This is a genomic window from Devosia equisanguinis (assembly GCF_900631955.1).
GTDB classification, from domain to species: Bacteria; Pseudomonadota; Alphaproteobacteria; order Rhizobiales; family Devosiaceae; genus Devosia; species Devosia equisanguinis.
The window spans coordinates 15,864-36,982 of sequence record NZ_UZWD01000023.1; the positions used below are offsets into that span (position 1 = coordinate 15,864).

The window sequence follows — 21,119 nt, forward strand, 5'->3', positions numbered from 1 at the left end:
GCCTGGCCTCAGGCCTGACCCGAGGGCAGAGCCGTCGTGTCACTTCGCGCACGAGGACAAGCTCCACGCTGGATGAGGGGGATATTGCCACGCGCCTCAGGCCCGTGGATAAGTTCCCCTCACCGACTCGGCGTCGCCGAGCTACCTCTCCCCGTGGGGGAGAGCAATGGGGCCCCGGTTTTGGACGGGGCATTCCGAAAGACCTTTCCATGTCTCCCCGTGATCTGCTGCTCGCCCTGCTCGTCGTTGTGGTCTGGGGCCTCAACTTCGTCATGATCAAATGGGGCGTCGAAGAGGTTCCTCCCCTCTTTCTCACAGCCCTGCGCTATCTCTGTGCCGCGCTACCCATGGTGTTCTTCATCAGGCGCCCGCGGGTGAAGACGACAACGCTGATCGCCTATGGCCTGGCCATCGGCTTTGCCCAGTTCGGCCTGTTGTTTTCCGCCATCAAGCTCGGCCTGCCGGCTGGCCTCGCGTCCCTCATCATCCAGACACAGGCCTTTTTCACCTTCGGTCTCGCCGTGCTGTTTCTCGGCGAGAAATTGGGGCGGATGCAGGTGATCGGCGCCACCGTCGCCATTCTGGGCATTGGGGTCATCGCCATCGAGCGCTTCGAAGTGACCGCGCTGGTGCCCCTCATCATGGTGCTGCTGGCGGCCTTCTTCTGGGGCGTGGGCAATATCGCGTCCAAAAAGGCCGGCCAGATCGACATGCTCTCCTTCGTGGTCTGGGGGAGCCTGGTGCCGATTGTGCCACTTCTGGCGCTGTCCGTGGCCATAGAAGGCCCAGCCGCGATTGGTGCGGCGCTCAGCCATGTGAGCGTGCGCACCATCGGTGTGGTGCTGTTCAATGGCTATGCCGCTACGCTGCTCGGCTTTGGGCTCTGGAGCTATCTGCTGAAGCGCTATCCCGCCGGCCTTATCGCACCGTTCTCGCTATTGGTGCCGGTCTTCGGCATCGGCTTTGCGTTCCTGTTGCTCGGGGAAACCATTACCAGCGTTGAAATCATCGGCTCCATGCTGGTGTTTGTCGGCCTGGTCATCAATGTGTTCGGTCCGCGGCTGCTCAATAGGAGGCCTAAGACCTGATGCCGCTTCGCCACGTTCTTCTGGCTCTGTTGGTCGTTTCCATCTGGGGTTTTAATTTCGTCGTCATCAAGCTGAGCGTCGAAGCCTTGCCGCCCATCCTCGCCGCGGCATTGCGGTTTACGGCGGCAGCCTTTCCGGCACTTCTCTTCGTGCGGCCGCCCAGGACATCGCCATGGCTGGTCATCGGGTTCGGGCTGAGCTTCGGCTTTGCCCTCTACGCCTTCCTCAACCTGTCCATTGCCTGGGGCATGCCGGCGGGGCTGAGCTCGATCGTGCTGCAGACCCAGGCCTTCTTCACCATGATGATGGCTTTCGTGCTGTTAGGTGAGCGGCCAAGCAAATTCCAGATCATGGGCGCCGCCATTGCCTTTGCCGGCATCGCCGTGATCGCCTTGGAACGCATCGAGGGCACGGGGCTATTGCCGCTGCTGCTGACCCTGGGGGCTGCCGTGAGTTGGGGACTGGCCAATGTGCTGACCAAGAAGGCCGGTCGCATCAATGCGCTGGCCTTTACCGTGTGGGGCTCGCTTGCCGCGCCTCTGCCGCTTTTCGCCATGTCGTTGATCACCGAGGGCTGGCCCACCATGTCGGCGGCATTGCTCGGTTTTTCCTGGAGCGATGCGGCGCTTATCGCCTTCCTCGCTTATCCGGCAACGCTGCTGGGCGGCGCCATCTGGAGCTGGCTACTGGGCCGCCATCCCGCTTCGGTTGTGGCGCCCTTCACCCTGCTCGTGCCGATCACTGGTCTTGCATCCGGCTATCTGGTGCTGGGCGAAGTGGTGACCCAGATTGAAATCGCGGGTGCCCTGCTGGTGATCGCCGGCCTGGTGGTCACGCTCAAAAAGGCAAAAAAAAGCGAGCCGCCGATCCGGCTGGATTAGCACAAGCAAAAGGGACCGCGCACCGCACGGTCCCTTTTGCAAAAATGGGGCGCCGTTCAGTTGGCGGGCGTTTCCGCCGGCACGCCGGTCGGGGAAGGCAGGGTGCTGGGCTGCAGGCTGTTGAGCTCTTCGATCGAGAGACCACCACTGCCATCAATATCGGCCAGGTCGAACTCCTGCTGCGTCAAGTCGGGCCACACCACCTGCAATTCGGCAAAGCTCAGTTCGCCATTCCCGTCGGTATCGACATCGGCAAAGGTGAGCGGGGTCTGGGCCAGTGCGGCCGATCCGGCCATGAGCAGGGCAGCAAGGCCCAGCGCAATCTTACGCATTATCGTCTCCAAGTCGGGGTGACTTCACCCCAGATCACGGCGCCATCCCGCTTGCCGGCCACAGAGATGGGCCATGGCGAGAAGGCGCTCAAAAAACCGCAGCCACCCCGGAGCGTGGTCGGGGTGGCTGGCTGGGCTGCCCCAGAAGGGGCAGAAAGGCTTAGTTGGCCGGAACCGGGTTCGCTGCCAGCAGAGCCTCGAATTCAGCCTGCGACAGTTCGCCATTGCCGTCCGTATCAGCGGCGGTAAAGGCCTCCTGGGTCAGATCAGGCCAGATCGCCTGGGCTTCGGTCAGCGAGATGCTGCCATTGGCGTCGAGGTCGACCGAAGCGAAGTCGGTGGCAGCCTGGGCCATGGCGGCGCCGGAAAGGCCGAGAAGCACGATGGACGAAAGGATGATCTTCTTCATGGGATTTCTCCATGTTGACTTTGGGAGGAGGCAGCATCGGTTTGCCCGATACTGACGGGTCGCTCTCCGGCGGCCCGTGACCAAGACAATCGCTGCGCAATGTGGCTCGGAAAGGCCCGCTCCTTGGCACGGCTGGACAAATCTCGGGGCAATTTTCGGGCACGTCAAAACCCTTGCAAATCAAAGGTGTAGAAATAGACGAGGTGTCTCGATCACGGTTTCGTGGTCAGATCTGGAGACAAAAGCCGATAGTGATTGCGGCAGTGCGAGTGCAACTTTGCGGCAGGTTGGTGACAATTGATCACGCGCAAGTGATCGCGTAGCCCTGCCCGGCACCAAGGGCGCCGGGCACTGGAAAAATTCAGATGCTAGGGCGCACGAAATCGCCGTTCTGGTCCATGATCCAGAGCTCACCGGCGGAAATATCGAACCAGGCGCCATGCAGGGCGATCTTGCCTTCGGCCTCGAGCGCCGCGACATAGGGGAAGCTGCGCAGATTACCGATCGAGTTGCGAATGGAGATTCGCTCCATAGCCGTCTGCCGCTCGGTGGCAGTCATCAGGCTGTTGGCAACAACCTGATCAGGCAGGTCGCCAAGCATGGACAGCCACTTGCCAATGAAATCGCCATCGTCGAGCGGCGTCTTGTCGGGATTGAGCGCGGCATGGATACCGCCGCAGCGGCCATGACCCATGACCACGATATTGGCAATGTTGAGCGCCTTGACCGCAAACTCGATAGCCGCCGAGGTGCCGTGCTGACCGCCATCGGGCTGGTAGGGCGGCACCAGATTGGCAACGTTGCGCAGGACGAAGAGCTCGCCCGGCCCGGAGTCGAAGATCATCTCGGGCGCCGCGCGGCTATCGCAGCAGGCAATCATCAAGGTGGTGGGTTTCTGGCCGGCCGAGGCCAATTCGCGATAGCGATCACGCTCGCGCGTATAGCGGCCGGACATGAAATTGGCGTAGCCGTCGAGCAGGTGCTGAGGAAAGCTGTGCATGGGCTCTCGATTAGCGCTAAGAGGCGACAAGATCAATCGCGGCGCAAAGCCGTTTATGCAAGGGGGCCATGCATGCTCATCTACCGTTTTCTGACCGGCGAAGACGATTCCACGTTCTGTCACAAGGTCACCAAGGCGCTGAGCGAAGGCTGGACCCTGCATGGCAGCCCCACCTATGCCTATGACGCGGTCAGCAAGAAAATGCGCTGTGGCCAGGCCGTGACGCGCATTGCCAGGGATCAGCCCTACGATCCGGACAAGAAACTGGTCGACTTTTAGGACATCTGCCCTTGATGGCGGGCTGCGCTACAGCCCGCCCATCGTGCAGAGCAGTTTCCATTCTGTCTCAGACACTTTCGAGACCGAAAGGCGCGAAAGCTTGACCAGTTCGAGTTCGCTGAGCTCGGGTGTCGCCTTGATTTCGGCAAGAGTGACCGGGCGCGGAAAGGGTTTGACCGACTGCACGTCGACGCATTCCCACACCACTTCGCCCTTGGCATTGAGATCGGCGGTGCTGTCGGGATGGGCTTGGGCCACGATGGTCATGACACCCACGATCTCCTTGCCGATATTGGAGTGATAGAAAAACGCCTGATCGCCGACCGCCATGGCTTTCATATTGTTGCGCGCCGCATAGTTGCGCACCCCGTGCCACTCTTCAACCTCGCCGTTTTTGGTCTTGGCGATGAGATCGTCAAAAGAAAAGACGTCGGGCTCCGACTTCATCAGCCAATAGGCCATGGCTCAGAGCTCCACGCCAGTGGTGTTGATGGCGAGGCGCCAGCGCTTGACCTCGTAGCTGGCAAAGACACCAGCGGCAACGAACGGATCGGCGTCGGCCATGGCCTGCGCCTCCTGCAGATTTTCTGCCTCGAACACCACGATCGAGCCCTCGGGCTTGTCTTCGGCATCAAGCAGCGCGCCGGCAAAGACCAGCTTCTTGCCCAGGCTGTTGAGATGGTCGAGATGCACCGGGCGGGTGTCGAGCCGGGTCTGCAGCGCCCCGGGGGCATCCTTGGCGATCATGGCATAGAGCATGTTCAATGTTCTCTCTTGAGCGGACGGGACATGAGCCCGGCAACGATAGTGGCGATATCGGCGCGCCCGGCGACCACAGCGTCGACGGCTTCGATCAGCGGTGCATCGACATCAAGGCTTCGGGCCAGCGCCAGAGCCACCGGCGCGGTCGCCACGCCTTCGGCCAGCTTGGCGCCGCCGGCAATGATAGCCCCGGTGCTCTGCCCGGCGCCCAGGGCAATGCCGAACTGGTAATTGCGCGATTGCACCGAGGTGCAGGTGAGCGTTAGATCGCCCAGCCCGGCAAGCCCCGTCAGAGTATGGGCCGAACCGCCCATGGCAGTGACCATGCGCGCCATTTCGGCATAGCCGCGGGCGATCAGGGCGGCACGGGCCGAGGCGCCCAGCTGCGCACCCTCGACGGCGCCACAGGCCAGCGCATAGACATTCTTCAAGGCCCCGGCGATCTCAACCCCGATGCGGTCATCGGCGGCATAGGGGCGAAAGCTCGGGCCAGCCAGGGCGGTAGCAAGGTCTGAAGTCGCACTGGCATCGTCCCCCGCCAGCGTCACCGCGGTGGGTCGCCCCGCCGCCACATCCACGGCAAAGGACGGGCCGGAGAGCACATAGGGCACGGCCTCGGGCGCCATATCGAAAAGGATCTCGCTCTGCCGCGCCAGCGTGCCGATTTCGAGCCCTTTGGCCGAAAGCACCACCGGCCGACCTGCCAGAAGCGCGGGATCGATAGTGGAAAGCAAGGTGCGGGTGGACTGGGCCGGCACGGCCAGGATGACAATATCGCTGCCGGCAAATTCAGCCGAAGCATTGACCCCCGCCAAAAGCGCCTGACCCGGCAGGGCTGCCTCATTGCGGCGGCTGGTATTGATCGCCTCGGCCTGCGCCGAATGACGCACCACCAGCCTAACCTGGCGCCCTGCCATGGCGGCTGCCTGCGCCAGAGCGGTGCCCCAGGCGCCGCCGCCGATCACCGTCACCGTCTCAAGCTGCATCGTCATTGACCTTCATGCCGGGCGTATCGAGGGGCCAACGCGGCCGGGCCGCGACATCGAGCCCATCATTGGCCCCGAGCGCCAGGCGTTCCGCCCCGGCCCAGGCGATCATGGCGCCATTGTCGGTACAGAGCGGGATAGGCGGAACCACCAATTGCGCGCCCATAGTGCTGCACAGCGCCTCGAGCGCCTGGGCGATGTGCCGATTGGCGGCGACGCCCCCCGCCACCACCAGACGCATCTCTTGGCCAGGAAACTGTTGCGAAAACCGCTCCAGCGCCTGGCGTGAACGCGTCTCGACGATGACAGCCACCGTATCCTGGAAACTGGCCGCAATATCGGCGACATCCTGGTCACTGAGTGGCGCCAGCGCCTCGGCCTGCAACCGCACCGCGGTCTTGAGGCCGGAAAAGGAAAAGTCGAGCCGCTCTTCGCGCAGCAACGGCTTTGGGAACTTGAAGCGGGTGGGATCGCCTGATCTGGCGGCCTGCTCCACCGCTGGGCCGCCCGGATGGCCGAGGCTCAAAAGCTTGGCCACCTTGTCGAAGGCCTCGCCGAGCGCATCGTCGATCGTGCCGCCCCAGCGCTCATAGTCGCCGACGCCGCGCACCAGTACGAACTGGCTGTGTCCACCCGAAACCAGCAGCATGAGATAGGGAAATTCGACCCCATTGGTGAGGCGCGCCGTCAGCGCATGGCCTTCGAGGTGGTTGACCGCCACCAGCGGCTTGTCGAGCGAAGCGGCCAGCGCCTTGGCCGTGGTCAGGCCGACCAGCACGCCACCGATCAGTCCCGGTCCGGCGGTTGCGGCGATGGCGTCGACATCCTCAAGCCGGATGCCGGCCTCTTCGACCGCCTGGGCAATGATGTGATCGAGCCATTCGACATGAGCGCGCGCGGCCAATTCCGGCACGACGCCGCCAAATGCCGCATGTTCATCGAGCTGCGAGCGCACCACATTGGAACGAATGGTTCCCCTGCCGGATTGATCCCGCACGACCACGGCCGCGGCGGTTTCGTCGCAGCTGGTCTCGATGCCGAGGAGTATGGCTTGTGCTTGCCCGGTCATGACGAACTGGTCTACTCCCATGAGGGAGCCTATCGCCTACACCAGGACTGACCGGATATGCAATCGCCTACCCCCTTCGCCCGGATCGGAACACGCGGCAGCCCGCTGGCACTGGCGCAGGCGCGCCTGGTCCGCCAATTGCTGTCTGAGGCCCATGGGGTGGAGGAAGAGGCGGTCGCCATCGAGGTGTTTTCCACCGGCGGCGACCGCAGCCAGAGCGAGAATACCACCCTTTCCGATATTGGCGGCAAGGGCGTTTTCACCAAGGAAATCGATGACGCGCTGCTATCGGGCCGAATCGATATCGGCGTGCATTCGAGCAAGGATGTTGCCACCGGCTTGCCGCAGGGCATGAGTCTGGCCGCGTTTCTGGAGCGCGAGGATGTTCGCGACGCCTTTTTGTCGGTGAGCGTCAAAGGCATGGACAATCTGCCCGAGGGCGCGCGCTTCGGCACCTCCTCCATTCGCCGCGCCGCTCAGGCCCTGCGCCTCCGGCCCGACCTGCGCATCGTGCCATTTCGCGGCAATGTGCATACGCGCCTGCAAAAGCTGCTCGATGGCGTGGCGGATGCCACACTCCTGGCGCTGGCCGGACTCAACCGCCTGGGTGAAGAGCACCGCGCCACCGCGATTCTCGATCCCGAAGACTTCATGCCGGCCCCGGCCCAGGGGGCCATCGGCATCGCCATCCGCGATCACGATGATCGTTTCGCCGAAATCGTCGCGCCGCTCGATCATGCCCCGACCCATGCAGCAATTACAGCGGAACGCACCATGCTTGCCGTGCTCGACGGTTCCTGCCGCACCCCGGTGGGGGCGCTCAGCGAATGGGCGGGCGAGATGCTGACGCTCAAGGGCGAAATCCTCAGCCTGGACGGGCAAACTAGCTTCCGCGCCGAAGCCAGCGGCAAAGACGCAACGACACTGGGCGAAAACGTCGGCCGTGAATTGCTGGCCCAGGCCGGGCCGAACTGGGCCGACCAATGGGGGCGCTGATGCGCATGCTGGTGACGCGACCCGAGCCGGACACTCAGGCCACCATGGACCGGCTGGCGGCGCTCGATATCTCCGCAATAGGCGCGCCGGTAATGACCCGCCAGACGCTCGAGGCGCACTTCCCGCCGATCATCGGCTTTGCCGCCATGGCGCTGACCAGCACCAATGCGCTGCGCGCGCTTGAGGATATGGACCTCCTGCCGCAGCTTTTGGGCCTCAAGGTTTTTGCCGTAGGCGACCGCACCGCTCACGAGGCGCGCCTCGCCGGCTTTGGCGATGTCGTCAGCGCCGAAGGCACGCTCGATAGCCTCGTCACCACCATCGCCCTGGCACGGCTCGAAGGACCAGTGCTCTATCCCGCCGGCCGGCATTTGAGCGGCGACATGGCGCGGGCCCTGGCCCCCCACGGCCTCATGGTGGTTACCGTCCCTGTCTATGAGATGGTGGCGGAGGAACGATTGCCTGAGGCGGCGCGAGAGGCGCTGGCTGGCGGCGAAATCGGCGGCGTGCTGGTCTATTCGCGGCGCACGGCAGAGATTTTCGCGGCATTGGCAGCGACCTGTCTCAGCGACGAACAGAAGCGGGCCCTGCCTATGCTGTGCCTTTCGGAAAATGTTGCGGCGCCGCTCCTGGCCAACCATTTCAGCCGCGTGTTGCTCTCGGACCATCCGAGCGAAGAGGCAATGATGGCGCTGGCTTTGGCTTTTGCCCGCGAGCAAACTGGGTCATGATCGGACGAACGAAGAGGCAGGCTTATGGCTGACGACAAGAAGAACGACACGCCATCGACCGACCCCAAGCCGGCTGCCAAGTCGGCGGCGGTCAAGCCCCCGGTGCTGGAGGGCACGGCGCGGCCCGCCGATGCCAGCGCTCCAGGCAAGACGGATGACGCCAAGGCGGCCAAACCCACATCTTCCGCTGGTCCGCCCAAGCCGACGGCATCTCCACCGCCCAAGCCTGAATTGAACAAGCCGATGCCACCCAAGACTGCACCGGCTCCCGCTGCTGCTGGCTCGCCCTGGCTCGCTGGCCTGGCTGGTGGCGTTATCGGCCTCGGCGCGGCCTATGGCCTTGCCTTTTTCGGGTTCTGGCCCAGCCAGCCGGTGCAGGCTCCGCCCACCGATCCCCGCATCGCCCAGGTCTTGACTGCTTTTCCCGAGGTGAGCACTGCCACCACCCAATTGCAGGCCGACGCAACCGCACTGTCAGACCGCCTGGCGGTGCTCGAGGCCGCGCAAACCGCCCAACCCGCAACCGAACCTGTCGCTGCTGACCAGACCGCCCTGGCTGAGGAACTCGCCGCACTGACCCAGCGTGTCGATACCATGGCCAATGCTGCGGCGCAGACAACCACTGCCGCCACCCCGGCACCGGGACCCGACGCCGCAACCAGCGCCACCCTCTCCCGGCTGGACGAGGCGGTTACGGCGCTGGATGTGCAGGCGCAGACGCTTTCTGGCCGCCTGGACGAGGCCGACACGCGCATCGACCAATTCGACAAGGCTCTTGCCGAAAATCGTACCGCCGATACGGGCCTGGCGCGCATGCCGCTCATTCTCTCCGGCCTCGAAACCGCATTCGACGCCGGCCGCCCCTATGGCACCGAACTTTCGGCGCTGGCGCAGGCCCTGCCCGACCAGAAAATTCCCGAGGCCCTGTTGGCAGCCTCCGCGACCGGCCTCAAACGCCCGGACGAAGTGGCGCGCGACTTTGCCGATATCCTGCCCGATATGTTGGCCGGTCGCCCCGCCTCAGCCGATGGGCAGTGGCAGGACAACGCTGCCGACTGGCTGCGTGGGATCGTCGCCCTTCGTCCGGCCGGCGAAGTGGAAGGGGACAGCCCAGACGCCATCGTTGCCCGTATCGAGGCCGCCATAGCCCGTCGCGACTTCGTCTCCGCGCAGCAAGAGCTCACAAGCCTGCCCGCTCCCATGCAGACCGCCGCCGGCGCGGTTGCCCATGACATTGCAGCGCTCGCCGCCGCCCAGAGCTTCCTTGCCCAGTTGCGGAGCACGGCCATGACCGGGGAGCGTGCGCAATGATCAGACTGGCCTCCTGGATCATCGGCAGCTTGCTGGTTGCAGCGCTGGCCGCCTGGATCATCTCCCTGCCCGGCACGCTGACGCTCGAATTCGCCGGCTACCGCATGCAGCCGCGTCTCGGCACGGCTGTGGTTTTGCTGTTGATCGCCGCTGCATTGGTTATCGCCGTCTGGGCAATCATTCGCCGCCTGATCGGCGCGCCCGGTGCCATGGCTCGCCGCCGCGCCGCCAAGCGCCGCGAACAGGGCGTCGAGGCACTGTCCGATGCGGTAGTGGCCCTGCAATCTGGCGACCCCGCCCGTGCCCGCCTGATGGCCCGCGAGGCCCAGGCGCGAATGCCCGAGAACAGCGCCGCCAAGCTGCTCGAGGCCCGTGCCGACCTGGCGCTGGGCGACATGCCCGCGGCCCGCGAACATTATCGCGCGCTCATCGCCAGCGAGAAAACCGCCATCGCCGCCCTGACCGGCCTTTACGACCAGGCGCGCGCCCAGAACCGCCCGGAAGCCGCCCTGACCTTTGCGCGCAAGGCTCTGGCATTGGCCCCCGACAGCAGCTGGGCCGGTGAAGCCGTGTTTGAAGACCTGACGCAGCGCGGGCAATGGGCGGAAGCGGTGGCCATGGTCAATGCCGAGATTGTCTCGACCCGCGAGGCAAAGGCCAAGAAGCGGCGCAAGCAGGCGGTGATCGAAACCGCCCGCGCCCGCGAAAACGAGATCAGCCAACCCAATTCAGCGCTGGATCATGCGCTGACCGCACTGAAATTGCTGCCTGACTTCGTGCCGGCGGCACTGATCGCAGCCCGCATCTATATCAGCCGCGGCGAGGGGCGACGCGCGCAAAGCCTGCTGCGCCGCATCTGGCGCGCTACCGGCCACCCGGACGTCGCCGCGCTCTATGCCCATTCACAAAGCGGCGCCTCGGCGGTCGAGCGCCTCAAGCGCCTGCGCGAATTGATTGAATTGCCCGCACCCCATCGCGCCGCCGCCATGGCGCTGGCTCGTGCCGCCATTGATGCCTATGACTGGCCATTGGCGCGTCAGGCGCTGGACCCCTTTGCCGGCGCCGATGCCACCCAGGGTGTCGCCACGCTCATGGCCGAAATCGAGGAAGGCCAGAGCGGCGACCAGGGCAAGGCCCGCGAATGGCTGGCTCGCGCCGTGCGTGCCCCGCGCGATCCAGCCTGGACCGCCGATGGCATTGTCAGCGACGAATGGGAGCCGCTTTCGCCTATCACCGGCAAACTGGACGCCTTCGAATGGAAAGTCCCGGTTTCCACCACGACGCGCCCAACGCCGCTGCCGCCCGCAGAGTCCGTCGGCCTGCCGCAATTGCCGCAAACCGAGCCTGCTTTGCCCCTTGCGCCCGCCGGAAACCCTCAGTAAAAGACACCCACTCCGGCGGGCCCACGCCCGCCTTAGCCGCTTTAGCTCAGTCGGTAGAGCACATCATTCGTAATGATGGGGTCAGGTGTTCGAATCACCTAAGCGGCACCATTTCTCCCCGACAATATCGTTCTGAGCCGTGGTGACAGCGGCCGGCCAGAAGCTTGCCGCGCTGGCTGACGCGCCTCATCCCGCCTTGGACAGCAATTCCAGCCTTTGGGCCTGGCGTGCCGAAGGCGCGATGGCGCGGGTTTCCCCTTGAGCGGTTCCGAACAGCACCTCGCGCTCTTCGGGCAGCGACATGAAGAAGGGATAACGGTCGGCAACGCGGTCGCGAATAACCGGCACTTCGGCGGCATAGAGCTGCATCGGGAAAGTCAGATTGGCATAGCTGCGCTGATCGCCGAGCACCGTAGCCCCGAACACCCGGCGATAGAACGCGGTGTGCTCTGGGCGCACCGCCGACATGCAATAGCGCACCGGGAAATATTCGCAGGCCATGGCAGCAAGACGCAGGGTCAGATAGGGCAGCGCGGGATAGGCCAGGGACGCGTCGAAATCGGCGGTGAAGCGGCCTGGATCGATGAAATTGAGTCCCTTGTCGAGCAGGGGCTGCAATACATCGGGCCACACCGACATACAGGGCGACGTCGGTTGCTCGGCCGTAACCACGTGAAAGCGCAGGGAGCTGACCAGTTGGTCGTCGATATAGACGCCATAGCAATAGCAATTGGGCAGCTCGTCGAATTCGTCTCGGGTGACCTGCTGGGAATTGACCGGGATGAAGTCTTCTCGCCGATAGGCTTCGTAGCGCAGGCGATAGACCGGGTCGAGCTGCTCTGCCGCCGATACACGGCGGTAACGCACCGAATCGAGCATGTCGATCAAGGCAGTGGCGAATCGAGAATTGGCGCCCGAAGGCGTGTCATTGGCCGCGTTCATAGACCCAAAAGCCCCCTGGGTTATGGCAGCCAAGTTAACCTTTCATTGTCCATCTTGGCATGGTGAAAAATCGCACACCACCAGTGCGATAGCGGCGAGTAAGGGGTTTTCCCAAGCGGGGCCAAATGGTTAAGGCCGATTAACCATGCTTGCGATTTTCTGCGGCCTGGTCTTTGCTGGCGCCGGAATTAAAGCGGGCGATCAATTCGGAAATATCGCGCGCCGGTAGCGGCCTGCTGAAGTGATAACCTTGGACCTGCTGAACCAGTGTATGGGCCACCATGGCTTCGAGCTGGGCTTCGGTTTCGACGCCTTCGGCAACCACGGTGAGATCGAGATCGCGCCCCAGTCGCGCGACGCTCGCCAAGAGGCGCAAGGCCCTCGGCTTGGTGGCGATATCGACCAGGAAGGAACGATCGATCTTGAGCTTGGTGAAGGGCAGCGCGTTGAGATAGCTGAGCGAGGAATAGCCGGTGCCGAAATCGTCGAGCGCAATGGCAATGCCCTTGTCGGCCAGCGTCTTCAGTGTCCGATTGGCCAGTTCGCGCTCTTCGATCACCGCTGTTTCCGTCACCTCGATTTCGAAGCGCGCCGCCGGCAAGGCGCTGTCAACAAGCGCAGCATCGATCAATTCAGGCAAATCGAGGCCGCGGAAATCGCGCGCCGAAACATTGACCGCCACGCCGACCGCGCCCGGCCACTGGCTGCATTCGCGCGCTGCGTTCTTGACCACCCAGGCGGTGATATCGGAAATCAGGCCCATTTCCTCGGCCAGAGGAATAAAGGTTGCCGGCGGCACGGGCCCCAGTTCCGCATGGTTCCAGCGGGCCAGAGCCTCGCAACTCACCACCCTGCGGGTGTCGATGTCGAAAAGCGGCTGGAACGCCAGACTCAGTTCGCCATCAGCCACGGCATCACGCAAATCAGCCTTGAGGCGCTGGCGGTAGTGGTAGTCGATATCCATCTGGGCATGGAACAGCTGGCTCCTGCCACGCCCGCCGGACTTGGCGGCAAACAGGGCCAGATCGGCCTTGGTCATCAGCTCGTCGAGCTCATCGCTGCTGTCGGCACTGGTGACCAGACCGACACTGACCTTGCTGGGCAGGTTGAGCCCATCGACGCTGAACGGGGCCTGGAAAGCATCGAGCACGCGGTCGGCGAGCAACTGAGCATTGCCCGAATAGGGGCTGAGCATGATGAATTCATCGCCGCCCAGCCGTGCCAGGATGGCACCCTCGGGCGCCGCCTTCTTCAGCCGGTCTGCCACCTGCTCGAGCAGCATATCGCCAACGATGTGGCCAAAACTGTCATTGACGTGCTTGAACTCGTCGAGGTCGATGATCATCAAGGCGCTCGACGTCCGGCAGCGGCCTGCTTTTGCAGGGCCTCCAGCGCCAGCTCGCCGAAATAGCTGCGATTGGGCAGCTCTGTCAGCGTATCGTGACGAGCGATGAAATTGATCCGTTCCTCGGCTGTGACGCGTTCGGTGATGTCTTCGAGCAGCAACACGCTTCTGGACCGGCGCGAGCTCAGCGTCACTTCGTAATGCGCGCCGCCATCGATCGAGAGCAGGCCCTTGCCTGAAGTGCGCTGCCCAATCATCTCCGAGAGCCGCGCAATCGAGCGCTCCGGCACTCGACCAGTAGCGTTGAGGGCGTCGAGAATAGCCGTATAGTGTTGGCCGATCGGCTTTTGTACATTGAACAGGGCCAGCGTCTTGAGCGCGCGCTCATTGACCAGCGTCACCATGCCGTTTTCATCCAGCATCAGCAGGCCATGCTGCAGGGTGGTGATGGCAATATCGAGTTCGGCGGCGAGACGGGATACTTCGGCCCGCCCATGCACGGCCGAAAGCAGGATGGCGCGCACATCGCCGGCCAGCTTGCGGAAATTGATCAGCAGCAGCACCAGCATGGCGGCGAGCAGCTGGTAGTAGAAGTCGCCGCGCAGGATCATGGCGATCCACAGCGGCACCGACAGGGACAGGATCTGCACCGTCAGCAGCCGATCCAGCCCGAAATTGCGGGCCACCAGACCCACCGTGGCGGCAATTGTCAGGGTAATGCTGGCCAGCTCGGCAAAGGGATCGCGCACGATCAGGATGGCGACGAGACACCAGATGCCATGCGCCACGGCGACCAGCGCGCCACCGACCAGCGCCCGCTGTTCCCAGCGTTCTGCGGCTTCTGCGTCCTCATTGCCGATCCCCGCATGCCAGAAGGCACGCATATTGGCAAAGCGGATAAAACCCACCAGCAGCAGCGCTGCAGCCATGACGAAGAGAATAGGAGCATTGGCCTTGAGGGCCGAAACCGCCGCTATACCGGCGCTGTTAAAGGCGCCAAACAGCAATGCCCACCGGTCGCCATAGACCGAGCGGATGATGGACACATAGTCCAGCGCTGGCATCGATTTTCGGGCCGAGGTGAACACGCCGCTTCCCCAATTACCGATCTATTGAGCGGTAAAGCCATTAATAGGCCCTTGCCGCGCCTACGTTCTGGCTCGGGACGGGACGGCTTCCGTTCATCAGGCTGAATCGAAGGTTAACGATTTTCAGTTGTGTTGGACACAACACGGTGAGCTCTGCGTTGCAGCCGGATCGGACGATACCCGTTTCAAGGCATGGAGGAAATTACCAATGGTAGAAAGACTGAGCGATGCGGCGCGGCAGGCCGCGATGTTCGACCTGACGCAGTGGCAACTCGAAGAGCCGGCCGAAGCCATTGTGCGGCGCTTCAAGTTCAAGGATTTTTCCGAGGCTTTTGCCTTCATGACGCGGGTGGCACTGCTGGCCGACGCAGCCGGTCACCATCCCGAATGGTCCAATGTCTACAACAATGTCACCATTCGCCTGACCACCCATGATGCGCGCGGCTTGTCGGAAAAGGATATTGCACTGGCCCACCGTATCGACGCGCTGCTCGACTGATCAGTGGAAATTACGCCCCCCAGGCAGGGCAGCATAGGCGCGCCGCCGCGCCAGCTCGATTTCGCGCAAGGCTTCGCGATTGCGACTTTCGGGCTGGTCCGGCCCGGATTTGCCCTCATCGGCCCGCGCCAGCACCGCCTCGCCTATATCTGTGCCATGAGCGAGATCGAGCAGATGCGGGGTCAGGTCCGCCATATCTTCGGCCACGACATGGATCACGCCATGGGCCGATTGCACCTTGCCGCGCACCGCCAGCATACGGCTCGACAGCAAGATCTTGCGCAGCCGATCGTCCTTGAACAGTTTTGGCCAGACCACGATATTGGCCACCCCGGTTTCGTCCTCTAGCGTCACGAAGATCACCCCACTCGCCGTACCGGGGCGCTGGCGCACCAGAACCAGCCCGGAAACCTCGACCACGATATCGGGTGGCACCTGCGCCAGATTTTCCGCCCGCGTCGTGCCGCGCGCCATCAGCATGGGCCGTAAGAATTCCACCGGATGACCCTTGAGCGAAAGCGAGAGGGTCGAATAGTCGTGGATCACCTCTTCGCCCGGCGCCATCAGCGGCAGCCCGGCGGGCGCCTCCGGCGCCGCGTCCACTGGCGGGCCGGCAGCGGCAAAGAGCGGAAGCGTTTCGGCGCCGTGGCTGCCCACCAGACCCTTGACCGCCCACAAAGCCTCGCGCCGATTGAGCCCCATCGAGGCAAAGCCATCGGCCCGCGCCAGCTTTTCGAGACTGGCAATAGGCACCCCGGTGCGCAACCACAGCTCGCGAATGGAAGTATAACCCGCACCACGCCGGGCGACGATGCGATTGATGTCGACCTCTGCCAGCCCCTCGACAAAGCGCAGGCCAAGCCGGATCGCCTTGTTCGAGAGGATATCGCCGGCCATTTCGGCATGTCGCGGCCAAATATGATCGGCTACCCGCCGCTTCGCATCAGCCTCCAGCACGCATTCGAGATCGGAGCGGTTCACATCCGCCTCCAGCACGGCAATCCCGTGCTCGCGCACATCGCGCACGATCTGGCTGGGCGCATAAAACCCCATGGGCTGCGAATTGAGCAGGGCGCAGGCAAACACATCGGGATAGTGGCATTTGAACCAGCACGAGGCATAGACGAGGAGCGCAAAGCTCGCGGCATGGCTCTCCGGAAAGCCATATTCGGCAAAGCCTTTGATTTGCGCAAAGCAGCGTTCGGCAAAATCGCGCTCATAGTGATTGCTGATCATGCCATTGATGAAGCGTTCCTGAAAAATGTCCATCTTTCCGGTCCGCCGCCAGGCAGCCATGGCACGCCGCAATTGGTCCGCCTCGCCCTGGGTAAAGCCCGCACCCTTGATAGCCATCTGCATGGCTTGTTCCTGAAACAGCGGAATACCGAGCGTTTCCTCCAGCACCTCGTCCAGGGCATCACCGGGCTTGGGTGCCCAATATTCGGTACCGTCGCGCCGCTTGAGATAAGGATGAACCATTCCGCCCTGAATAGGTCCTGGTCGGACGATCGCAACCTCGATGACGAGGTCGTAAAACTTTGAAGGCCGTAAGCGCGGCAGCATGGTCATCTGCGCGCGACTCTCAATCTGGAAGACACCCAGGGTGTCAGCGCGATGCGTCATGGCATAGACGCGCGATTTTTCCATCGGCCCCTCGCCCGTCTCCTCGGCCAGAAGGTCTACAAGCTCGTAACGCTTGTCATAGTGGACATGAAGCAATTCGAATGCCCGACGCAGACAAGACAGCATGCCCAGAGCGAGCACATCGACCTTCAGAATGTTCAAGGCGTCAATATCATCCTTGTTCCACTCGATGATTGATCGGCTATCCATGGCTGACTGACCAATGGGTACGAGGCTCTCGAGCGAATCGCGCGTGATGACGAAGCCGCCGACATGCTGGCTAAGATGCCGTGGAAAGCCGCGCAAAACCTTGATGACCTCGAACATCTGCGCCATGACCGGGTCATCGGGATTGAGGCCAATCCCCCTGAGCTGGCCAAGATCGAGCTTACTGCCCCAGCCCCAGTGCAGTTGGGAAAATGCTGAGACCACGTCGTCGGAAACCCCGAACGCCTTGGCCGCCTCCCTGATGGCGCTTTTCGAGCGATAGGAGATGACATTGGCCGTCAACCCGGTGCGTCGCCCGCCATACTTCTGATAAATATACTGCATCACCTCTTCGCGCCGCTCGTGCTCGAAATCGACGTCGATATCGGGAGCTTCGTCGCGCTCGGTAGAAATGAAGCGGCCAAAAACCAGTGTGCGCTTGGTGGGGTCGACTTCTGTAATACCCAGACAGAAACAAACCGCCGAATTGGCTGCGGAACCGCGCCCCTGGCACATGATCTTACGCTCATAGCGCGCATAGGCGACGATATCGTGGACGGTCAGAAAGTAAGCGGCATAGCCCTTATAGGCGATGAGGCAAAGCTCGGTCCAAAGACTGCGGTTGATGGCATCGCTCACCCCTCCCGGGTATCGTTTTGCCGCCCCCTCCCAGGTCAGGCGCTCCAGCGTCTGCTGTGCGGTTTCCCCATTGCCGATGGTCTCTTCGGGATAGTTATATTTGAGATCGCTGAGACAAAAGCCGATGCGCCCAATGAAAACCTGCGTCTGGGCGATGGCATCTGCGTGTTCGGCGAAAAGTCGGGCCATTTCTTCAGGGAGCTTCAGGCACCGCTCGGCATTGGCGGCCAGATGAAAGCCGGCCTCTTCGAGCGTCAGATGCTCGCGGATGCAGGTGACCACATCGAGCACGATACTGCGATCGGGCCGATGATAGCGCGCGTCATTGCTGGCGATCATGACAGCGCCATGCCGCTTGCCCAAAGCGGCGACGCGGTTGAGCCGGGCGCGGTCGCGGCCATCAAAGCGCGCCACCCCGGCCACCCAGACCCGGCCGGGCGCGGCGCGACTCAACTGGTCCAGGGTCTTTTCGGTGAGACCCCAGTCGGTTTCATCGGGCATGAGGATGAAGAGCTGGCCCTGCGAGAAATCCTCAATCGGCCCCTGCTCACTGTCGGATACAGGAGCACTGGCGCCGAAGAGATCGCTCAGCAACAGTTTGGGATTGCCCTTTTCGCCGCGCTTATTGCCGATGGTAAGCAGCTTGCAGAGCCGCCCATAGGCCACCCGGTCGGTTGGATAGGCGATGATATCGGGCGTGCCGTCGGCAAAGACCAGACGCACGCCGACGAGATAGCGAAAACCGCGACTGCGCTCCTTGTTGTCCCGCGCCGTCACATAGCCACGCACCACCCCGGCAAAGCTATTGCGGTCGCAAACGCCCAGCGCCGTCATTCCCATGGCCATGGCATGGGCCACCAGTTCCTCGGGATGCGAGCCGCCGCGCAGGAAGGAAAAATTGGTGGTGGTGACCAATTCGGCATAATAGGGCGGCGCCAGCACGATAGGCGGCGGCACGATCTCGGATTGGGTTTCGGGCACCTCGCTCATGCGAAGACCCCATGCAGATACCAGGCCGGCTGTTTTTCACCGCTATAAAAGCCCTGTCGGAACACCCAATAGCGATGTCCCTCCTGATCCTCGACCAGGTAATAATCGCGCGTTCCGGCATCGGGCAAAAACAGTTGCAGGTCCGGGACATAAGGCGGCGGCTCCGACGGTTCTCCCGGCTCCTGTTCTTGCGGTTTTGGTGGCGCGACCAACTCCAGCCGCTGCCCGGTTCGCCACCATTCAGCACCCAGACGCTCGGGGCCCTCCCCCTTGATCAGCCGATACGTCTGGCCCCGCCACTCCATGCGCGCCGGCAGGCCATCGGGCACCTCGGCCATGACGCGGATGGGCTCGGGCCTGGGCAAGAGCCGCAGCGGCCGCGGCAAAAGCGGCGCCTCCAGCCGCGTCTCACCTGCGGCCAGCGCCGGGACCAGCCGCACAGCCCGCTCCGGGACATGGGAGGCGACCGGGACCGATTTGAGCACCGCCATGGCGCCGAGCCGGCTCGCCAACCTGTCATTGAGCCGGTCGATATCCTCGAGCCCGTTTTCTGTCGAAAAGGCTCCCGTCTGCAGCGCCTCGAGCAGCTCGGTGCTGGAGGCGGCCAGCCGCACCATGTCGATGCCGAAACCAGCATCATATTCGCCTTCGAGCCGCTGCGCCCGATGACGAAACAGCTCCGTGATATGGGCGGGGTCGCGGGTGACCCGCGCCGCATTGAGCGACAGGGTCATGACCTTGTGGTCGACCCGATAGACAAAAAGATGAAAGGCCTGGGCGCCGAGCCCCGCCGCTTCGAGGTCTTGCGCCAATTGCACGCTGAGATCGGCCGTCACCCGTAGCACATCGTCGAGAAGACTGATCGGTTCGGCCAGACGCCGTTCCGCCATATGCTCGGCAAGCGGCAGGCGCGGGGTCAGCTTTTCATCGATCACCCCAAAGGCCTGATCGATGCGGGTGAGCAGAGACAGCCCAAACCGGGCCTGCAGCGGCTTGCGCGGGCGCTGGCGCAATTGCCCGATCGTTGCGAGCCCCATCTGGCCGAGATCGGCGATCTGCTTGTCGCTGAGGCGCAGGCCATGGACCGGAAGGGCATCGAGCACGCTCTCCAGCATTTCCGGCACCACGATCTGGCTGCGGGCGAAATGGCTCACCGCCCAGGCTGCACCGATGGTTGGTGCGATGGCACCGGCCACGCGATAGCCCAGATCGCGCAGGCGCTTGAGCAGCAGGCGCAGCATTTTTGCTTCGCCCCCGAACAGGTGATCAACCCCGGTAATATCAAGCACCAGATCGCCGAAAGCGCTCATGTCGCTCAATACCGATACCAGCGGGCTGGCATTGGAATGCCAATCGGCAAAGGCGGCGAAAGCCGCGACCAGTAGGGGCCGGTCGATCTCCTCGACCACCATATCCGGCTTGATGGCCCTGGCATCGGCCAGGTTCTGACCGACCCGCAGACCCTCGCGGCTCAGCTGCGGATCGAGTGCGGCCAACCGCAAGCCGCCCTTGATGTGTTCATAAAGCGCCAGCGGCTTATCCCTGAGCTGGGGATCAGCCCGCTTGCGATAGTCGGTGGCCCAGAACGGTAGGTGGAGAACCAGGAAACGGCGTGCCGGCAGGTTGCCGGCGAGAAGGCTTGGGCTGGGGGATGACTGCAAAACCATTTTTCGTCCATTCCAGCACCCATTCGGTGCGATTGCCGGCAATGCGACCCTTTTCGAGCTCGAGGGACCAGCGCGCCGGCCCGGGCGCGCGATCGTCAAAGGCCTGGCGACCACTGCGCGCGGCGCGCAGATGCCAGCGCAAATGGCTGGCACTGCTGGCCCTGCCATGGCCGTAGCGCAGCATGAACAGCGACACATTGCTGTTGGCCGCCCGCAGGCTGAGGCGCCGGCTGGCGGTGAAATTGAGCAGTTTCGGCTCACCCCTGATATCGGCGATGACAGCGGCCACCGCCCGGCAGGAGGCGACCTCTTCGGCTGCCCACAAAAATTCGGTCATGTCGCCGGTGCGCACGATCACCAATTGCGCCGCATCCACCCCGGCCCAGTTGAGACCCGGACCATAGGGCACGCCCATTTTCTGGGCGTCTTCGCCCTGCTGCAGGTAGAAAACGACTGGTCGGCGCGGTGTCACCAGCCCCCAGGCCTGGGCCAGCGCAAAGCCGAGGCTGGCGCCACCATCGCGCAGATCATCGGCAAACACTTCCTGCACCAAACCCCCGCCCAGAGCCGGGAACACATCACCTTGCACCGCGTCAGGCCGGCGAACTGCCTCGGCCAAGGCCGGCTTGCGCTCGATATCGGCAATGACGCCCCGCAACGCGGCGAGGCGCTGATGGTGAGCCTGGATCTGCATGATGACTGCTCAAGTGAACAAAACAGGAACATTTAGACTCCGAATCCGAGAGGAGTCGAGTCCCTTTTTCACGCGCCCGGTGTGGCGCAAGCGCATCAGCTTCCCGCAAGAGCGCGTGAGCGCGCCCGCAGCCCATTGAGCCGTCATCGCTTCTGGCTAAGTCTTTACCAGCCGGTCTCCGGCGTTTCCCATCCGATTC

The 21,119-nt window shown here is 63.2% G+C and carries 21 protein-coding genes and 1 tRNA gene; 9 read left to right on the forward strand and 13 right to left on the reverse strand.

The genetic code is table 11. The features are described 5' to 3' along the window. Positions 1-209 precede the first annotated feature (209 nt). Together DEVEQU_RS07780 and DEVEQU_RS07785 are read left to right on the forward strand one after the other, a co-directional pair. Positions 210-1,088 (forward strand): EamA family transporter, encoded by an 879-nt coding sequence (locus DEVEQU_RS07780; protein WP_126150021.1) that lies wholly within the window; start codon positions 210-212, stop codon positions 1,086-1,088. Continuing rightward, positions 1,088-1,969 carry an EamA family transporter gene (locus tag DEVEQU_RS07785; protein ID WP_126150022.1) on the forward strand — a complete coding sequence of 294 codons (882 nt, stop codon included), beginning with the start codon at positions 1,088-1,090 and terminating at the stop codon, positions 1,967-1,969. Before DEVEQU_RS07780 ends, DEVEQU_RS07785 begins: the two co-directional genes overlap by 1 nt. 56 nt (positions 1,970-2,025) lie before the next feature. On the opposite strand, the gene DEVEQU_RS07790 is transcribed toward DEVEQU_RS07785, so the two are convergent. The 3 genes from DEVEQU_RS07790 to DEVEQU_RS07800 all read right to left on the reverse strand — a co-directional run bounded on the left by DEVEQU_RS07790 (position 2,026) and on the right by DEVEQU_RS07800 (position 3,710). Continuing rightward, a complete protein-coding gene (locus DEVEQU_RS07790; RefSeq protein ID WP_126150269.1) occupies positions 2,026-2,301 on the reverse strand; it encodes an EF-hand domain-containing protein in 276 nt (91 codons plus the stop codon). 160 nt (positions 2,302-2,461) lie between these two features. Next, the gene (locus DEVEQU_RS07795) at positions 2,462-2,710 is read right to left on the reverse strand and encodes an EF-hand domain-containing protein (protein WP_126150023.1); all 249 of its coding nucleotides are present in this window, start codon (positions 2,708-2,710) and stop codon (positions 2,462-2,464) included. Between the two features lie 361 nt (positions 2,711-3,071). Beyond that, complete coding sequence (locus DEVEQU_RS07800; RefSeq protein WP_126150024.1) at positions 3,072-3,710, reverse strand: carbonic anhydrase; 639 nt, start codon at positions 3,708-3,710, stop codon at positions 3,072-3,074. A gap of 72 nt (positions 3,711-3,782) precedes the next feature. Here DEVEQU_RS07800 and DEVEQU_RS07805 point away from each other — a divergent pair, with 72 nt between their 5' ends. Further along, on the forward strand, positions 3,783-3,989 hold the full coding sequence (locus tag DEVEQU_RS07805) for a DUF1737 domain-containing protein (RefSeq protein WP_126150025.1): 207 nt from the start codon (positions 3,783-3,785) through the stop codon (positions 3,987-3,989). 27 nt (positions 3,990-4,016) lie between these two features. Here DEVEQU_RS07805 and DEVEQU_RS07810 read toward each other — a convergent pair whose 3' ends face one another. From DEVEQU_RS07810 to tsaD, 4 genes are read right to left on the reverse strand one after another with little or no spacing between them, the layout of a single operon-like run. Then, complete coding sequence (locus tag DEVEQU_RS07810; protein ID WP_126150026.1) at positions 4,017-4,451, reverse strand: EVE domain-containing protein; 435 nt, start codon at positions 4,449-4,451, stop codon at positions 4,017-4,019. 3 nt (positions 4,452-4,454) lie between these two features. Then, on the reverse strand, positions 4,455-4,748 hold the full coding sequence (locus DEVEQU_RS07815; protein WP_126150270.1) for a YciI family protein: 294 nt from the start codon (positions 4,746-4,748) through the stop codon (positions 4,455-4,457). A 2-nt stretch (positions 4,749-4,750) separates the two neighbouring features. Further along, positions 4,751-5,743 (reverse strand): NAD(P)H-dependent glycerol-3-phosphate dehydrogenase, encoded by a 993-nt coding sequence (locus tag DEVEQU_RS07820; protein ID WP_126150027.1) that lies wholly within the window; start codon positions 5,741-5,743, stop codon positions 4,751-4,753. Next, the gene (tsaD, locus tag DEVEQU_RS07825; RefSeq protein WP_126150028.1) at positions 5,727-6,806 is read right to left on the reverse strand and encodes a tRNA (adenosine(37)-N6)-threonylcarbamoyltransferase complex transferase subunit TsaD; all 1,080 of its coding nucleotides are present in this window, start codon (positions 6,804-6,806) and stop codon (positions 5,727-5,729) included. The genes DEVEQU_RS07820 and tsaD overlap by 17 nt, the downstream gene beginning before the upstream one ends. Positions 6,807-6,863: 57 nt before the next feature. Between tsaD and hemC the strand changes: the two genes are divergently transcribed. The 5 genes from hemC to DEVEQU_RS07850 all read left to right on the forward strand — a co-directional run bounded on the left by hemC (position 6,864) and on the right by DEVEQU_RS07850 (position 11,337). Continuing rightward, positions 6,864-7,802 (forward strand): hydroxymethylbilane synthase, encoded by a 939-nt coding sequence (gene hemC / locus DEVEQU_RS07830; RefSeq protein ID WP_126150029.1) that lies wholly within the window; start codon positions 6,864-6,866, stop codon positions 7,800-7,802. Beyond that, positions 7,802-8,533, forward strand: a complete 732-nt coding sequence (locus DEVEQU_RS07835) for a uroporphyrinogen-III synthase (RefSeq protein WP_164550314.1) — start codon at positions 7,802-7,804, stop codon at positions 8,531-8,533. Before hemC ends, DEVEQU_RS07835 begins: the two co-directional genes overlap by 1 nt. Positions 8,534-8,557: 24 nt before the next feature. Continuing rightward, positions 8,558-9,844, forward strand: a complete 1,287-nt coding sequence (locus DEVEQU_RS07840) for a COG4223 family protein (RefSeq protein WP_126150031.1) — start codon at positions 8,558-8,560, stop codon at positions 9,842-9,844. After that, positions 9,841-11,226 (forward strand): heme biosynthesis protein HemY, encoded by a 1,386-nt coding sequence (locus DEVEQU_RS07845; RefSeq protein WP_126150032.1) that lies wholly within the window; start codon positions 9,841-9,843, stop codon positions 11,224-11,226. The genes DEVEQU_RS07840 and DEVEQU_RS07845 overlap by 4 nt, the downstream gene beginning before the upstream one ends. A gap of 35 nt (positions 11,227-11,261) precedes the next feature. Beyond that, positions 11,262-11,337, forward strand: a tRNA-Thr gene (locus tag DEVEQU_RS07850). 75 nt (positions 11,338-11,412) lie between these two features. Here DEVEQU_RS07850 and DEVEQU_RS07855 read toward each other — a convergent pair. From DEVEQU_RS07855 to DEVEQU_RS07865, 3 genes are all read right to left on the reverse strand, one after another. Then, positions 11,413-12,168, reverse strand: a complete 756-nt coding sequence (locus DEVEQU_RS07855) for an N-acyl amino acid synthase FeeM domain-containing protein (protein ID WP_126150033.1) — start codon at positions 12,166-12,168, stop codon at positions 11,413-11,415. 139 nt (positions 12,169-12,307) lie between these two features. After that, a complete protein-coding gene (locus tag DEVEQU_RS07860; RefSeq protein WP_126150034.1) occupies positions 12,308-13,513 on the reverse strand; it encodes a putative bifunctional diguanylate cyclase/phosphodiesterase in 1,206 nt (401 codons plus the stop codon). Continuing rightward, the gene (locus DEVEQU_RS07865; RefSeq protein ID WP_126150035.1) at positions 13,513-14,601 is read right to left on the reverse strand and encodes a GGDEF domain-containing protein; all 1,089 of its coding nucleotides are present in this window, start codon (positions 14,599-14,601) and stop codon (positions 13,513-13,515) included. Before DEVEQU_RS07865 ends, DEVEQU_RS07860 begins: the two co-directional genes overlap by 1 nt. Positions 14,602-14,809: 208 nt before the next feature. Here DEVEQU_RS07865 and DEVEQU_RS07870 point away from each other — a divergent pair, with 208 nt between their 5' ends. Beyond that, a complete protein-coding gene (locus tag DEVEQU_RS07870; RefSeq protein ID WP_126150036.1) occupies positions 14,810-15,100 on the forward strand; it encodes a 4a-hydroxytetrahydrobiopterin dehydratase in 291 nt (96 codons plus the stop codon). Here the strand turns inward: DEVEQU_RS07870 and DEVEQU_RS07875 are convergent, their stop codons facing one another. Genes DEVEQU_RS07875 through DEVEQU_RS19865 form a run of 3 tightly spaced genes read right to left on the reverse strand, consistent with a single transcriptional unit; the run spans position 15,101 to position 20,920 of the window. Further along, positions 15,101-18,559: an error-prone DNA polymerase gene (locus DEVEQU_RS07875; RefSeq protein WP_126150037.1), complete on the reverse strand. Its 3,459-nt coding sequence runs from the start codon at positions 18,557-18,559 to the stop codon at positions 15,101-15,103. Beyond that, positions 18,556-20,226 (reverse strand): Y-family DNA polymerase, encoded by a 1,671-nt coding sequence (locus DEVEQU_RS07880; RefSeq protein ID WP_164550315.1) that lies wholly within the window; start codon positions 20,224-20,226, stop codon positions 18,556-18,558. Before DEVEQU_RS07880 ends, DEVEQU_RS07875 begins: the two co-directional genes overlap by 4 nt. Further along, entirely contained in the window at positions 20,114-20,920 is an 807-nt protein-coding gene (locus tag DEVEQU_RS19865; protein ID WP_164550316.1) for an ImuA family protein, read from the reverse strand. The genes DEVEQU_RS07880 and DEVEQU_RS19865 overlap by 113 nt, the downstream gene beginning before the upstream one ends. Positions 20,921-21,119 lie beyond the last annotated feature (199 nt).

Coding starts and splice junctions, on each gene's coding strand:
- DEVEQU_RS07820 (WP_126150027.1), bottom strand. CDS start 5,743: ATGACGATGCAGCTTGAGACGGTGACGGTGATCGGCGGCGGCGCCTGG.
- DEVEQU_RS07845 (WP_126150032.1), top strand. CDS start 9,841: ATGATCAGACTGGCCTCCTGGATCATCGGCAGCTTGCTGGTTGCAGCG.
- DEVEQU_RS07870 (WP_126150036.1), top strand. CDS start 14,810: ATGGTAGAAAGACTGAGCGATGCGGCGCGGCAGGCCGCGATGTTCGAC.
- DEVEQU_RS07790 (WP_126150269.1), bottom strand. CDS start 2,301: ATGCGTAAGATTGCGCTGGGCCTTGCTGCCCTGCTCATGGCCGGATCG.
- DEVEQU_RS07785 (WP_126150022.1), top strand. CDS start 1,088: ATGCCGCTTCGCCACGTTCTTCTGGCTCTGTTGGTCGTTTCCATCTGG.
- DEVEQU_RS07800 (WP_126150024.1), bottom strand. CDS start 3,710: ATGCACAGCTTTCCTCAGCACCTGCTCGACGGCTACGCCAATTTCATG.
- DEVEQU_RS07880 (WP_164550315.1), bottom strand. CDS start 20,226: ATGGTTTTGCAGTCATCCCCCAGCCCAAGCCTTCTCGCCGGCAACCTG.
- DEVEQU_RS07805 (WP_126150025.1), top strand. CDS start 3,783: ATGCTCATCTACCGTTTTCTGACCGGCGAAGACGATTCCACGTTCTGT.
- DEVEQU_RS07855 (WP_126150033.1), bottom strand. CDS start 12,168: ATGAACGCGGCCAATGACACGCCTTCGGGCGCCAATTCTCGATTCGCC.
- DEVEQU_RS07835 (WP_164550314.1), top strand. CDS start 7,802: ATGCGCATGCTGGTGACGCGACCCGAGCCGGACACTCAGGCCACCATG.
- DEVEQU_RS19865 (WP_164550316.1), bottom strand. CDS start 20,920: ATGCAGATCCAGGCTCACCATCAGCGCCTCGCCGCGTTGCGGGGCGTC.
- DEVEQU_RS07810 (WP_126150026.1), bottom strand. CDS start 4,451: ATGGCCTATTGGCTGATGAAGTCGGAGCCCGACGTCTTTTCTTTTGAC.
- DEVEQU_RS07780 (WP_126150021.1), top strand. CDS start 210: ATGTCTCCCCGTGATCTGCTGCTCGCCCTGCTCGTCGTTGTGGTCTGG.
- DEVEQU_RS07815 (WP_126150270.1), bottom strand. CDS start 4,748: ATGCTCTATGCCATGATCGCCAAGGATGCCCCCGGGGCGCTGCAGACC.
- hemC (WP_126150029.1), top strand. CDS start 6,864: ATGCAATCGCCTACCCCCTTCGCCCGGATCGGAACACGCGGCAGCCCG.
- DEVEQU_RS07795 (WP_126150023.1), bottom strand. CDS start 2,710: ATGAAGAAGATCATCCTTTCGTCCATCGTGCTTCTCGGCCTTTCCGGC.
- DEVEQU_RS07860 (WP_126150034.1), bottom strand. CDS start 13,513: ATGATCATCGACCTCGACGAGTTCAAGCACGTCAATGACAGTTTTGGC.
- DEVEQU_RS07840 (WP_126150031.1), top strand. CDS start 8,558: ATGGCTGACGACAAGAAGAACGACACGCCATCGACCGACCCCAAGCCG.
- DEVEQU_RS07875 (WP_126150037.1), bottom strand. CDS start 18,559: ATGAGCGAGGTGCCCGAAACCCAATCCGAGATCGTGCCGCCGCCTATC.
- tsaD (WP_126150028.1), bottom strand. CDS start 6,806: ATGACCGGGCAAGCACAAGCCATACTCCTCGGCATCGAGACCAGCTGC.